This window comes from Corynebacterium pseudodiphtheriticum DSM 44287, assembly GCF_000688415.1.
Classification (GTDB): domain Bacteria; phylum Actinomycetota; class Actinomycetes; order Mycobacteriales; family Mycobacteriaceae; genus Corynebacterium; species Corynebacterium pseudodiphtheriticum.
Map to the genome: position 1 here is coordinate 88,527 of NZ_JIAH01000010.1, position 14,313 is coordinate 102,839.

Here is a 14,313-nt window from a genome sequence, read left to right on the forward strand (position 1 = left end):
CCTATTTTCCCGCCAGCACGTCGTGGCGCACAATGGTTTGCTCACGCGACGGGCCGACGCCGATATACGACATGCGCGTTCCGGACAGTTCTTCTAGGCGCAGCACGTAATCCTGTGCGCGCTGTGGCAGCTCTTCGAAGGTGGAACAGCCCGTGATGTCTTCGTCCCAAGCCGGCATATTTTCGTAGATTGGCTTGGCGTGGTGTACCTCGGATTGCGAGACTGGCATTTCGTCATGGCGCACGCCGTCGACGTCGTAGGCTACACAGATCGGAATTTCTCCGATTCCAGTGAGCACGTCAAGCTTGGTCAAGAAGTAATCCGTAAACCCGTTAACGCGGCTGGCGTAGCGTGCAATCACGGAATCGTACCAACCACAACGGCGGCGTCGGCCAGTGTTCACGCCAACCTCACCACCGGTTTCTTGCAGGTAATTACCCCATTCGTCGAAAAGTTCCGTCGGGAATGGCCCCGCACCCACGCGGGTGGTGTAGGCCTTGATGATGCCCAGTGAGGTATCAATGCGGGTCGGGCCAATGCCGGAGCCGACGCACGCGCCGCCTGCGGAAGGGTTCGACGAGGTCACAAACGGGTAGGTGCCGTGGTCGACGTCCAGCATGGTAGCTTGGCCGCCTTCCATCAGGATGTGTTTTCCGGCAGTCAAGGCCTCATTGAGCTCGCGTTCGGCGTCAATCACCATCGGGCGCAGGCGTTCGGCATAGGACAGGAAGTAGCCGACGACGTCCTCGACCTCAATGGCCTTGCGGTTATACATTTTCACCAGCATCTGGTTTTTCACATCCAGCGCCGATTCCACTTTTTGCCGCAAAATGGACTCATCAAAAATATCCTGCACGCGGATGCCGACGCGGGCGACTTTGTCCTGGTACGTCGGGCCAATGCCGCGGCCGGTGGTGCCGATTGCACGTTTGCCTAAAAAGCGCTCTTGCACCCGGTCGAGTGTTTGGTGGTACGGCGCAACCAGGTGCGCGTTGGCGGAAATCTTTAACCGCGAGGCGTTTGCTCCACGGGATTCCAGGCCGTCAATTTCCTCAAACAATGCTTCCAGGTTGATGACCACACCGTTCCCCAGCACCGGGGTGGCATTTTCCGATAGGATTCCTGCCGGAAGCAGCTTGAGCTCGTATTTTTCACCGCCAACGACGACGGTGTGGCCGGCGTTATTGCCGCCATTAGGCTTGACGACGTAATCCACCTGGCCGCCCAAAATGTCTGTGGCTTTTCCTTTGCCTTCGTCGCCCCATTGGGCGCCGACGATGACGATCGCTGCCATACCTGCCTCATCACTTCCCTGCGGTCAGTAGTTTGATCAGCCTCATAGCCTACTAGGAATTGCCCCACCTGCGATAATTTTTTTAACGTCGGTTACGATGCTTGGCATGCGTGTGCTGATTCTGCGTTGCGGGGAAGCTGCAGCCGAACTGGTTTTGCCCAAGACTTTATATCGTTCTTCCGGGGTGGAGATTTTTACGCTGCCAGCTGTGCCAGGCCGGGGTGATCTGAAGTTTTTATCCGAGCATGCTACGGAATTATTACCGGTAGATCCCACTCCTTCGTTGGAGGAGATCCAAGCGCAACCGCGCGTAGAACACATGGCTGCCCCACAACTAGCACCACAACAACCAGTGATGCCGCTGCGGATAATCGTGATTGGTTCAGACGCCGCCTTGTCTGCGGTGCTCACCCGCTTGCTGCGGGCGGATCAATTGTGGCCACAGATCGGATTCGTCCCGGTGGCGGAACCGACGAACAGCGCGGTAGACACTACCGGCAGCAAAAACGTTTCTGGCCCGGCCACCGAAAACGCCGCTAGCAGCACCGCCAGCACTGCAGCACAAAACTGGTCCATTCCCGCTGATCCGGCTGCCGCGCTCAAACTGGCGTTGACTGGCGAGGTCAAACCCGTCCCACTGATCCGCAATGATGCCGGACAGGCCGTGGCTGGTTCCGCTGCTATCAGCCAGTGGGACGCATCCGCCATGACCGGGGAAATTATCGTCGACGATGCCACTTTGCTGCAGCAAGATGCCCAGGGCAGCGCAGATAACGCCAGCCGTTCCCTGGCGTACGGCGCCCGCTTAGTGCCAATGCTCAACGCACCTGGCATTGCTGCGGCAGTGCACACCGCAGCACCACAACCCCGTGGATTGTTTGCACGCTGGCGCAAGAAAAAGAACCCCGGGGCGAGCGTCAGCCAGCTAGATCCGCATTCATTAGTCACTGGGCGTGCGGTACAAGCCGGTGGACCGGAAATGGCGGTACACGTCGACGGAGTGCGCAGCAAACGCCCGCAAAAACGAGTAACTTTTTACCGGCATTTGCGGGATTTACAAATCATCCGTCCGTGAGTTCCGGGGCGCCGCGTCCTCTACCCTCTGCTACTCTCTTCTACTCTTTCTGGGAGTTTTCGGAATCGTCGTAACGATTCGCCGCATTGTGCGCGTTATCCTGGATGTCTTCGATCTCCCAGACTTCCGGCGGGTAGGCCGGTGTGGATGAGGTTGGTGCCAGCACTGCTGCCGCCGACTCCTGCGACATTCCGGTGACCATCAAAAGATCCACAGTTAAAAACCGCACCTGTGACAGGATCGCATATTCCGAAAGCACCGGATCATCGCTAATCACGGAAAGGTCCGTGCGCGCGCCGATGATGCGCAGGCGGTTGACAATCCCCGGAATTTCATGGGCTTGGCTAACCCGCGCACTCGTTTCATAAATTCGTGACAGCTCCAACGCGATCTCTGCCAACTCATCAATGATATTGATTAACCGCGGGGTAATCTTGTCGCCATCGACGCTCAAAACCATGCAGCGGCGGGCCAGCACACGCACATTCCGGGTGGCATTGTCGACGGGAGTGAGGATGCGTTCGATGGAACGCAAGTGTTTGCGCGAGCCCCAGCGAAATGGGGAAAGCCCCGCAATTTCCCGGCCGGAAGCCGTGGCTTCCAGCATGTGATCAATATTCGATTGCGTACCGCGCACCTGTTGGAGTGCATCTTCGATACGCTCTGAATCTCCCTTTTCCGCACCTTCTGCAACGTCATGCAGCACCGACGATGCAACGGAGAGAACTTTCGCGATCTCATGCCGGGCATCACGCAACGCAGAATTAGGAATCAACGCGATGGAGATGATTCCGATCACCGAACCAATGGCAGCGTCAATCATGCGTTCGGTGCCGCCACCTTGCGGCATGATCGTGGCGATCAAGATCGCACCAATAGCGACCTGGTTACTCACCAGCAGTGATTTCGATAAAAATGCCGCGACCACCAGTGAGATCGCTACCCCAGCGGCAATCTGCCAATCGCCGGTGCCCAGGGTGTGCACCAAAAGCTGGCCAACTCCGACACCAACCACACCAGCGACCGACATTTCCAGGGCTTTATTCAGACGGTTGCCACCGGAGATGCCAAGTACCACCACCACAGAGATAGGGGCGAAAAATGGGATCTCGTGGCCGAAAAACGTCTGCGCAACCCAAAACGCCAACCCCGCACCAAACGCGGCCTGCACAATGAAGATCAAGCGTTTGCGCACGCGCAGAATGCGCGAGGTCAGCGAATGGTCTAAATGCCGCAGTCGTTCGCGGGTGGAGACCCTGTTATTTGCCATAGGCGCCGAAAATACCTGCTAAAAAGCTTAGCCGAGAGCAGCTTAGCGGGCGGTGGTCTGGCCTGCGGAGCGCAGCACCTGGCAGGATTCAATGACGCGATCAGCCATGGAGCGCTCTGCCTTCTTCAGGTAAGAGCGTGGGTCGTAGACCTTCTTGTTACCGACTTCTCCATCAATCTTGAACACGCCGTCGTAGTTGCTAAACATGTGGCGTGCAACCGGATTGGTGAACGCATACTGCGTATCGGTGTCGATGTTCATCTTGATCACACCATAGCGCAAGGATTCTTCGATCTTGGCGGCCTCGGAACCGGAACCGCCGTGGAAGACGTAATCGAAGGGCTGGGAACCGTCGGCAAGCCCCAGCTTCTGGGAAGCAACCTTCTGGCCTTCGGCCAATACCTCTGGGCGCAGCTTGACGTTGCCCGGCTTATAGACGCCATGGACGTTACCGAAAGTGGCAGCCAGCAGGTAGCGACCATTTTCGCCAGTGCCTAGCGCATCGACGGTTTTTTCAAAATCTTCTGGGGTGGTGTACAGGTTAGCACCTGCTTTGGCTTCCACGCCGTCTTCTTCACCGCCGACCACACCGATTTCCACCTCGAGGATGATATTTGCTGCGCGCGACTGTGCCAGCAGCTCCTGGGCGATTTCCAGGTTCTCGTCGATAGGGATAGCCGACCCGTCCCACATATGGGACTGGAACAGTGGCTGCTCGCCGGCTTCTACGCGATCACGGGAGATCTTTAACAGTGGGCGCACGAAGTCATCGAGACGTTCTTTCTGGCAGTGATCCGTGTGCAACGCAATATTCACGCCGTAGTACGAAGCAGCCTCGTGCGCGAATGCGGCCAGGGCTTTTGCACCGGCAACTTTGTTTTTCACTGCTTGGCCAGAGCCGAATTCCGCACCACCCAGGGAGAACTGGATAATGCCGTCAGACTCGGCTTCTGCAAACCCCTGTAGTGCGGCGTTAATGGTTTCGGAAGAGGTGCAGTTGATCGCAGGAAAAGCGAATTGCTCCTTCTTCGCGCGGTCAAGCATCTCGTTATAAACCTCAGGGGTGGCGATAGGCATAAAACATCCTCCAACGTTGGATCTGCAGTCTCGAAGCCCAATTATGCCTGAGCGAACACTAACCTGCAGCCGGATCCCCTTCGGCCAGCGCAACCCGGGCCATCGCCTCCAGCGCCATCCACCCGGAAAGCTGCACCGACAAATCGCGCTCTGCAATACGCACAGCGCCCACTTTCTCCCGGATCGACATCGGGCCCAGGCCAAAATTATGTGGCAGTAGCGCATCGCTGGTCCAGTCCGTAGCAAAAACCGGCAGTCCGTCAACTTCCAAACGGTGGGTCCACACCGACTCCGCCGACGCCCGCACCAACCGAGTAGCAAGCTTGCGCGTCGCGCGGTTCGCTGGCGAATCATCAGGCAAACGCACCGCGACGTCGGCAAGGTAACGCAGCAAAATCCCCTTGAACAAGCCGCCATCGCCGTCGCCGGTATCCCAGTCGATCACTCCCGCTGGGGTGGCCATGTGCTGCGCAATCGCGTGCACCAAGCCACGGATCCGGCTGATATATGGCATGGCTTCGTCGGCACGCTCAGCCTCATGCACCGACTGAATATCTTCCAGGCTGTGGATGCCGTGTTCTTTACGCAACTGCAACGCAATTTCCAGGCTGGCACCAAGCATCACCCCCTGGCAGTACGGGTGAATATCACGCACGATCTCCGGTCCGTTCATGCGCATACGCATCCCGTCCATGATCAGCCCATCATCATTGTGCAGGTTATCGAAAACCCAGTCGACGATATGAATGGCTTCCTGCCAGTAACCGGTGCGCGCCAGCATGATTGCCACCGGACCATTAGTGGGCACGTTATAAAACGTCGATCGGTTATCGCGCCAGGGCGCGACCCCCAGGGATTCATCCAACCCGGCACGCAGATTGGAACGCAATGCGTGCAACTGTGGCGGGGTACCCAGCTTTTCCGCGTTCTCTATGCGCCCGAAAGCTAGTGCCAACCAAGCTTTGTCATCGTAGTATTTGTTGCGTTCCAACCCGCGCAGCTGCCGGAGTTTGATGCCACGCATGGTATTAGCAATGCGTGCGCTGCGGGTTTTCGTGGGTTGCCGCAGCGCAGCATCAACCTGGCAATCCAGGTAGTGCGCCTGCCACCAATAGTGCCAATGAATAAACAGGCGCTCTTTAAAAAGCGCCGGCCAGCTCACCCGGGCGAGATTGGTGCGTGGCAGCGACCATAGTGGGCCAGCATGTCGATCGTTGATGGCGGTCTCTGCGAGATCCGCCCGGTGGGACCATTTTTCTTGCACTATTATTCCATCACTCACAGAGCTATAAACCGGAGAAATCAATCATTTGTAGCATACATCACGGTTCTCTGGTGAGGGATAAGTGACAAATTATTGATGCAGCCAGCACCCTTACCAAGCTTGGCGCAGATCCGCATGCTGCCGCACCCACGCATGCATTGCGATGCCTGCGGCCACCCCTGCGTTAATTGAGCGCGTCGAACCAAACTGCGCAATCGAACACGTCATCACCGACGCCTGACTCGTCTCCGCGCTCACCCCAGGGCCTTCCTGGCCGAATACCAGCAAGCAACGCCGCGGTAATTCGGCGGTTTCCAATGGCACGCACCCGGGAGTGTTGTCAATAGCCACGACGGTCAGATCGTTCTCCGCCGCCCAGGCCACTAGCCCATCAACATCGCTGTGGTGCTGTAGGTGTTGGTAGCGGTCCGTAACCATGGCGCCACGACGATTCCACCGGCGCCTACCGACAATATGTACAGTATCTACAGCAAAAGCATTCGCAGTGCGCACCACCGTGCCGATATTCGCATCGTTTTCAAAGTTCTCGATCGCGATATGCAGCTCATGCCGACGGGTATCAATGTCCTCGATGATCGCCTCACGCTTCCAATAGCGATAAGCATCGACGACGTTGCGGCGGTCGCCTTCAGCAAGCAACTCCGGATCCAAGCGTGGATCATCCGGCAACGGGCCTTCCCACGGGCCCACACCATGCCGACCTTCAGCCCATTCCGTTGGGCCTTTGTCCTCCGGTGCGGTGGCGCGTTCCGGCTTAGTCACTGGATCATTTTCGGCTGCGCTTTCGCCCATTACAGCCCCAGGTCATCCAAGCCCAACAGGCTGCGATATTCCAGCCCCTCGGCACGGATGGCATCAGCAGCACCGGTAGCGCGGTCCACCACGGTGGCCACACCAACAACTTCCGCTCCGGCCGCACGCAACGCAGCGACGGCAGTCAGCGGGGAGTTACCAGTAGTGGTGGTATCTTCCACAACTAGCACTTTTTGCCCTTCCACATTCACGCCTTCGATGCGGCGCTGCATGCCGTGCTTTTTAGCTTCTTTGCGCACCACGAAAGAATCGATCGGGCGGCCGTCGGCATGCATGATCGAGGTGGCCACCGGGTCCGCACCCAAAGTCAGACCACCGGCGGCAACGTAGTCCCAGTCCGCGGTTTTTTCCCGCAGCAACGATCCAATCAGGCGGGAGGCCTCATGGTGCAGCGTCGCGCGACGCAAATCCACGTAGTAATCCGCTTCTTTACCGGACGATAAAGTGACACGACCGTGAACCACGGCAAGTTCGCGGACAAGTTCAGCGAGGCGAGAAAGATCAGTACTGGATGGGGTGCTTTGCTGCTCAGTCATAGCTACCACTGTAGTCCTCACTCGTCGCCAAAAATAGATGGCCCGGCAGACAAGTCGCGTTTAACGTGCGGACGCTTCCGATGTCCGCCCTCTTGTGACTTATCGACGCCATCGGCAATCGCATCCACTTCATCTACCCCAAGGGCGTAGGGTTCCAGGTACCCACGGGCCTCGGCTTTGCTGCGGGTCGGTAATTCGACGGGCTCGCTTGGTCGTTGGATTGGCGGATGATCCTGCGGGTCGGGAACGACGTGCAGCAACTGGTTGTTCTCAAAGGCCGGGGGCTGTTTCGGCCCCATCATCCGGGTGGGGTCCGCCCCTTCGAATTTTAAAATTTGGTTCGCCATGGAACGCGGTGGTAGCACGCGGGCGACGTCGGCAAGCAGGCCGAGCGGCGCCAGCATTTCGTCCCAATCTGAAGCATGCGAGCCTTTATCGGTTTGCGCCAGCACCCAATCCGATTCCATCCACACCGCGGTGACGATTTCCGGCAGGCTATCGCAGGCAGTGACCACGCGCGCATCAATCATGCGGCTAGCAACGGCGGCATCAGTGGCATAGACCGTGAAATCCGCGATGTGTCCGACTTCCAGCAAATCATCGAAAACCGCTTCCCCGGTTGTACGGTCATTGCGCTGATCACGGTCCACACGGCGAAAATCCACCACGATTTCCGTGGCGGCTCCGGTGCGCATAGCCATAACATTGACGCCACCGAGATCCATCAGCACCATCTCATGCCCATAAGCCGAACCCTGCACGATATCTTTCGGTGCTGCCCCACCAGCTGCAGCGCCGCGGGTCCATTCGTCGACGAGATATTCGTCGTGCTTGCTAAAACTGAACCCATTCTTTTCCGCCCACTGACGACGCTCCCTGCGCAACGCCCCTGGGATGATGGAATCGCGGCGTGGTCCTGCAGGCTTGGCGACGGGGGCGACAGGGGTCGGATGCTCAGCTGCATCGTCACGTTCTTCGAAATGATCTGCACCGTTGACACCATCTGCATGAACAGCAGCTGCATCGCTTAGATCGTTGGCATCACTAGCATCACTGGCATCACTGCGGTTTTCTTCAGCAGAAAGCAGCTCATTGGATGCTAAACCTGGCTCCGGTTTCGGTGCTGTCTCTATTGTTTCTGGGGTCTCTGTTGTTTCTGATGTCTCTGCTGTTTTTGGGGTCTCTGAGTCCTCTGTTGGCTCTGGCTGCCGCTCAGATTCCAGCGCTGATTCGGCTTCAGCATCACTGTCTATGTCAGACTCAATATGTGGCTCAGCATCCAGCTCAGAGCGTGGCTCAACAAGTGGCTCGGCATTATCTACCCCAGCGTTCGCCTCCGCTATCGGGTCAGCGGCGGATTCTGTAGCGGATTCCTCATCATGCTGTGGCAAATCCTGCTCTGCCAAATCCTGCTGTGGCAATTGTTCCGCGGTGGCCAGTTCTTCATCATCCAGCACCCGACCCCGGCGTAGCGCATCACCATAAGTGGCTTGCGCTGACCATTCAGTATCGGTGGCAACAGATTCTTCGGCGTCTGGGATGTCGACACTAGGGATGCTGGCGCCCGGGACGTTGGCACTAGCGATGTCGGTACTCGGAGCGTCGGCAAGCTCCGCGCTCGCACCAGTTTGCTCTGGCTGACCAGGCGATTCCACAGCAGCTGGCGGCTGCTCAGTCTGCTGGGCGCGGCGCTGCTTCGAATCCAGGTACCACAAAAATATGGCGGCGGCACCGGCGATGACGGCCAGAGTCAGTAGAACATACGGCATGCAGTCAGTTTAACGCGAAGTCTCCACAGGATTGGCAGCATTCGCCGACCACTGCGACCAACCGCCCACATAATGCGAGGCTCCAGTAATACCGGCATGCTCCGCCAAGGCCAGGGCCAGGCCAGAATGGTTGCCTGAACCGGAATAAAACACCGTGCCTTCTCCCCTAGTCACACCAGCTTGGGCGAAGACTTCGCGGATTTCTTCTTGTGACTTGGCCAAGCGATTCGGAGTCAACAAATCCCGCATAGAAGCGTTCACCGCACCGGGAATATGTCCGGCTTTCAAGTCCAAATTTTCTTGGCGCCCCGAATAACGCCAGAAGGAGCGAGTATCAACCAGTGTGCCGTCAAAATTACGTACCTCGTCGATAGTGGCTGCGGGCATAGACCCGGGCCGAATAGTCAGCGCGGAACCCATAGCGATATTGCCCGGGCCGCACATCGTATCGAAGCCTGCGCGGTGCCACTGCGCCAAGCCGCCATCCAAGATGGAGACGTTTTTAATTCCTGCCCAGCGCAGCACCCACCAGGCACGACCGGCAAAAAATCCCTGACCATCGTCATAAACTACGACTGGGCGGTCTTCCCGCAAGCCCCAGCGGTTGACGTTGGCTTGCAGCCGCGCCGGATCTGGTAACGGGTTACGCCCAGCTTTCGACCCAGGAAGCCCAGCCAGCGCAATTGCTGGATTAACGTGCTGGGCTGTGGGGATATGCCCGGCGCGAAACTGGCGGAAGCTATTCCCCTGCCCGGGTACCCAAGTAGTGGCAAGCAGGGTGAGTTTGTCTCCGCGGTGGATTTTTTCGTGTAATTCTTCGGCACTGACCAGGACGCTCATAGTTACCCAGTTTAAGGGTAAAAGCGTCCCGGCGTGTGCTAGCAGACACAATGCCTGCTAACTGGAGATCTCCAGCTCCTCGCCGCCGTCGGCAAGCGAAACCTGCACGGCATCGCCTTCCACAACTTCACCGGCCAGCACCAGCCGCGCCAGCTTGTCTCCGATGGCCTGTTGGATCAACCGGCGCAGCGGACGCGCACCGTAGGCGGGATCGTAACCGCGCTCAGCCAACCAGGCCTTCGCCGCCGCATCCACGCTCAGGCTCAGGCGTTTGCCAGCCAGGCGTTCGCGCAGCGTATCCAGCTGAATATCCACAATGCCTTCCAGCAATTCGCTGGATAGCGGCTCGAAGGTCACCACATCATCCAGGCGGTTAATGAACTCCGGCTTGAAGGCGGCCTTCACCGCATCCATGATCTGCTCGCGGTTGCCACCGGCACCCAAGTTCGAGGTCAGGATGATCACCGTGTTGCGGAAGTCCACGGTCCTACCCTGTCCGTCGGTCAGCCGACCTTCGTCGAGTACCTGCAACAGCACGTCGAAAACATCCGAGTGGGCCTTTTCCACCTCGTCGAAAAGCACCAGCGTGTAGGGGCGACGTCGCACGGCCTCGGTCAGCTGGCCACCCGCATCGTGGCCGACGTATCCCGGAGGGGCACCGACCAACCGCGAAACCGAGTGCTTCTCGCCGTATTCAGACATATCGATGCGCACCATCGCGGATTCGTCATCGAACATGAACTCCGCCAGCGCTTTCGCTAGCTCGGTCTTGCCGACGCCCGTTGGCCCCAGGAATAGGAAGGAGCCGGTCGGCCGGTTCGGGTCGGCGATGCCCGCGCGGGAACGACGCACCGCATCCGAGACCGCCACCACCGCGTCTTTCTGGCCGACGACGCGGCGAGCCAGGATATTCTCCATATCCAGCAGCTTTTCCGTCTCACCCTGCAGCATCTTGCCAGCCGGGATGCCGGTCCAGGCGGAGACTACCTCAGCGATAGTGTCCGGGGTGACTTCCTCACTGAGCATGGTGTTGCTGCGCGCCTGCTCCGCGGCTTTCTCCTCGGCCACAGCGATTTCGCGTTCCAGCTCATTGATGCGGCCGTAGCGCAGCGTGGAGACTTTCTCGTAGTCACCTTCACGCTCAGCGATTTCTGCTTGCCGACGCAGGTCGTCGAGTTCTTCCTTCAGTGCCTGGACATCATCGATGGCCTTTTTCTCGTTCGCCCAGCGGGCTTTCAGCTCACCGAGCGATTCGCGCTGGTCCGCCAGCTCTTGTTGCAGGCGTGCCAGCCGCTCCTTGGAGGCAGCATCTGATTCTTTCTTCAGCGCCAGCTCTTCGATCTCCATTCGGCGAACGACGCGCTCGAGTTCATCAATTTCCTGCGGCGAGGAATCGATCTCCATGCGCAACCGGGAGCCGGCTTCGTCGACAAGATCGATGGCCTTATCCGGCAGGAAGCGGTTGGTGATGTACCGGTTGGACAGCTCGGCGGCCTGCACCAGCGCAGAATCCTGGATGCGCACGCCGTGGTGAACTTCGTAGCGCTCCTTCAGGCCACGCAAGATACCGATGGTGTCTTCCACCGAAGGCTCGCCGACGTAGGTCTGCTGGAAACGACGCTCCAGCGCGGCATCTTTTTCGATGTATTTGCGGTATTCATCCAGTGTGGTCGCACCCACCAGCCGCAGTTCGCCACGGGCCAGCATCGGTTTGATCATATTGCCAGCATCCATCGAGCCTTCGCCGGTACCGCCAGCACCAACCAGGGTGTGCAGCTCGTCAATGAACGTGATGATCTCGCCGTCGGAAGATTTGATTTCTTCCAACACGGCTTTTAGCCGCTCCTCGAACTCGCCGCGGTATTTCGCTCCCGCAACCATCGAACCGAGATCCAGCGAGACCAGGCGCTTACCCTTGAGCGATTCTGGCACGTCACCACCGACAATGCGGCGGGCCAGGCCTTCCACGATGGAAGTCTTGCCGACGCCCGGCTCACCGATGAGCACCGGGTTGTTCTTCGTGCGGCGGGATAGCACCTGCACGACGCGACGGATTTCCGAATCACGCCCGATGACGGGGTCAATCTTGCCTTCGCGGGCCTGCGCCGTCAGATCCGTGGAGTATTTCTCCAGTGCTTGGAAGGAATCCTCCGGGTTTTCCGTGGTCACTTTCGCGGCTCCGCGCACGGCTGGGAATGCGCCTTTAATGGCGTCGTAGGTAGCGCCGCGGGAAGTTAGCAGCTGCGCGGCATCAGTTTTCGAGGCCGCGATGGCTGCCAACAGCACTTCGGTGGAGACGTATTCGTCGCCAAGCTCACCGGCCAGCTCTTGGGCTTTGGTGAGAACGTTCAGCCCATCGCGGTTGAAGTTCGGCTTGGCCACGCCGGCGCCTTCGGCCTTGGGGTAGCCCTCTACTAATTCGGTGGCTTCTTTGCGCACCGTGTCTGGGTCTACTCCGGTGGCCTTCAATACCGGGGTGGCGATGCCTTCTTCTTGGCTGAGGATCGCCTGCAGCAGGTGTGCCGGGCGAATGTCCGGGTTGCCTGCCGCCGAGGCGGTTTGCAGCGCGGATTGTAGGGCTTCTTGGGTTTTTGTCGTGGGGTTAAAAGAACTCATGGTGTGTCATATCCTCCCTGTTCTTCCCTGCTTTCGTCACCGTTATTGTGACACCGTTTCAGGGGCTTCACTGGATACAACACACCATGAGTTGAGTCTATTCCACTCAAGTTAGGATTTCGTGGAATTTTTTACCAGAAACTTGAGTGATGATCACTAAAGTTTCGCGGCAACGCCCGCGCGGGGCAGTCGTCCGACCGGGGCAACCATATACGGCTACCCCTCGCCTAGACCTTCCCAGACATCGCAGGATCCGGCCCATTGCCGTTGACGTCGACCACGCCCTTAGCCATGATCGCACCGCGCACCGGCATCCAGCCACCGAATTTGGCGGTCAGGTACACCGCGATAGCAATCGCCAACGCCAACCAACCCAGCCCGGCAGTCATTCCGTAAATCACGGCGAGCGGAGCCAGCACCGTCATACCAATCTCGAATGGGCCAAAACCTACATAAGCCACGCCGTATTCCGACAACGTGCCCGATTTCAGCTTCGGGTCGACAATCTTCAGGATGGCGATACCGGTTGCCACCGTCGCCGTTGCCCAGCCCCAACCGAAGATGCCGCGCTCCAGCCAGGCAGCGCCAAAGAATTCCGCAGGGAACCACAGCAAGAAGAAAGTACAGAAGATGGTACCCAGCACGAACAGCAGCAACAGTGCCTGCCAATAAGAGGCCACGGCAGCCGGGACAATCGCAGCGATACCGAAGGCGATCAGGTAGTCGGTCGAGGCACCAGATACAGAAGAAACGGTGTCTTTATCCAGGTACTCACCAGCGCCAATCGCGTTCATGATCGCGCGGAAGAGCAGACCCACCACCAGAGACATGGCGAATAACGGAATGGAAACGTTTTCCCACAGGCTCTTGATTCCGGCGTTGATGCCGTAGGCGGTCAGCACTGTCAACATGATAAAGCCCAGGTGCAGCGCGAGCGGCTCGATGGCCGATGGGTTGGTGGAGGCACGACCAATCGATGGGCGTTCGCTGAGGTTTTTGATGTAGCCGCGGCGCAGTTCTTCTGGCAGCTCACCAGGAAGCTGGGAGACTTTATTCCGACGGATACCCCAGTTACCAGCGATCACACCGCCGATGATCGCGGCCAGGGTGCCCACGGTTGCAGAGGTAAAGCCCAGCGAGGATGCCTCGGCCGCACCCACGCCTTCCAGCGCGCCACCGACGGCAGCTGCGGTACCAAAACCGCCGGTGAAACCGACCGGCAGCATCATGCCAAACCAGTCCGGAGTATCAAACACCGGCGCGAACAGGTACACGCCCAGCACAACGAACAGGCCCCATTGTGCGGTGAACATGAACGTGGAATAGGCCCACATATTGCGCGCACCCTTGCGCACGGAGCCACCTAGTTCCATGGAATAAGCCATGGACGCGAACACCACGGCAATCAAGATTGAGGTGTAGCTGCCCAGGTTTTCGGAAAACCCGACGATATTTAAAACGTTGGGCCCCAGCAACAAGCCCAGCAGACCAGCGGTGACTGGTGCGGGCAACAGCAGGTCCTGGAAGAAGAATTTGATGCGGTGGCGCAATACGTTACCGATAATCATCAGCAACGAGATAAAGCCAACGTCGAGCATGAGATCGTAAGCGGAAAAGCCTTCCATGAAACACCTGCCTTTACAGAGTGAGGGTGAACGAGATCCTGCGACACTTGCCTGTCCGGCAAGACAACATGTGATCTATACGAAGCCGAGCCTGATACGGCGATCAAAACACA

General features: G+C 58.3%; 11 protein-coding genes. 1 reads left to right on the forward strand and 10 read right to left on the reverse strand.

What is annotated here, in order from left to right; all coding sequences use genetic code 11:
- Position 1: 1 nt before the first annotated feature.
- Entirely contained in the window at positions 2-1,294 is a 1,293-nt protein-coding gene (locus O146_RS0108715; RefSeq protein WP_021351996.1) for an adenylosuccinate synthase, read from the reverse strand.
- A 106-nt stretch (positions 1,295-1,400) separates the two neighbouring features.
- Here O146_RS0108715 and O146_RS0108720 point away from each other — a divergent pair, with 106 nt between their 5' ends.
- Complete coding sequence (locus tag O146_RS0108720; RefSeq protein WP_027018222.1) at positions 1,401-2,369, forward strand: hypothetical protein; 969 nt, start codon at positions 1,401-1,403, stop codon at positions 2,367-2,369.
- A 40-nt stretch (positions 2,370-2,409) separates the two neighbouring features.
- Here O146_RS0108720 and O146_RS0108725 read toward each other — a convergent pair whose 3' ends face one another.
- From O146_RS0108725 to O146_RS0108765, 9 genes are all read right to left on the reverse strand, one after another.
- The gene (locus O146_RS0108725) at positions 2,410-3,639 is read right to left on the reverse strand and encodes an FUSC family protein (protein ID WP_021351994.1); all 1,230 of its coding nucleotides are present in this window, start codon (positions 3,637-3,639) and stop codon (positions 2,410-2,412) included.
- Between the two features lie 42 nt (positions 3,640-3,681).
- Positions 3,682-4,716, reverse strand: a complete 1,035-nt coding sequence (fbaA, locus tag O146_RS0108730; protein WP_027018223.1) for a class II fructose-bisphosphate aldolase — start codon at positions 4,714-4,716, stop codon at positions 3,682-3,684.
- Positions 4,717-4,774: 58 nt separating this feature from the next.
- Positions 4,775-5,980 (reverse strand): glycoside hydrolase family 76 protein, encoded by a 1,206-nt coding sequence (locus O146_RS0108735; RefSeq protein ID WP_027018224.1) that lies wholly within the window; start codon positions 5,978-5,980, stop codon positions 4,775-4,777.
- A 111-nt stretch (positions 5,981-6,091) separates the two neighbouring features.
- Entirely contained in the window at positions 6,092-6,793 is a 702-nt protein-coding gene (locus O146_RS0108740; RefSeq protein WP_021351991.1) for a TrmH family RNA methyltransferase, read from the reverse strand.
- A complete protein-coding gene (pyrE, locus tag O146_RS0108745) occupies positions 6,793-7,350 on the reverse strand; it encodes an orotate phosphoribosyltransferase (protein WP_021351990.1) in 558 nt (185 codons plus the stop codon). The genes O146_RS0108740 and pyrE overlap by 1 nt, the downstream gene beginning before the upstream one ends.
- 17 nt (positions 7,351-7,367) lie before the next feature.
- Entirely contained in the window at positions 7,368-9,119 is a 1,752-nt protein-coding gene (locus tag O146_RS13040; RefSeq protein ID WP_244266832.1) for a type III secretion system chaperone family protein, read from the reverse strand.
- A 9-nt stretch (positions 9,120-9,128) separates the two neighbouring features.
- Positions 9,129-9,959 carry a sulfurtransferase gene (locus O146_RS0108755; protein WP_021351988.1) on the reverse strand — a complete coding sequence of 277 codons (831 nt, stop codon included), beginning with the start codon at positions 9,957-9,959 and terminating at the stop codon, positions 9,129-9,131.
- 57 nt (positions 9,960-10,016) lie between these two features.
- Complete coding sequence (clpB, locus tag O146_RS0108760; protein WP_027018226.1) at positions 10,017-12,575, reverse strand: ATP-dependent chaperone ClpB; 2,559 nt, start codon at positions 12,573-12,575, stop codon at positions 10,017-10,019.
- 227 nt (positions 12,576-12,802) lie between these two features.
- Entirely contained in the window at positions 12,803-14,200 is a 1,398-nt protein-coding gene (locus O146_RS0108765; RefSeq protein ID WP_027018227.1) for a sodium/glutamate symporter, read from the reverse strand.
- Positions 14,201-14,313: the final 113 nt, after the last annotated feature.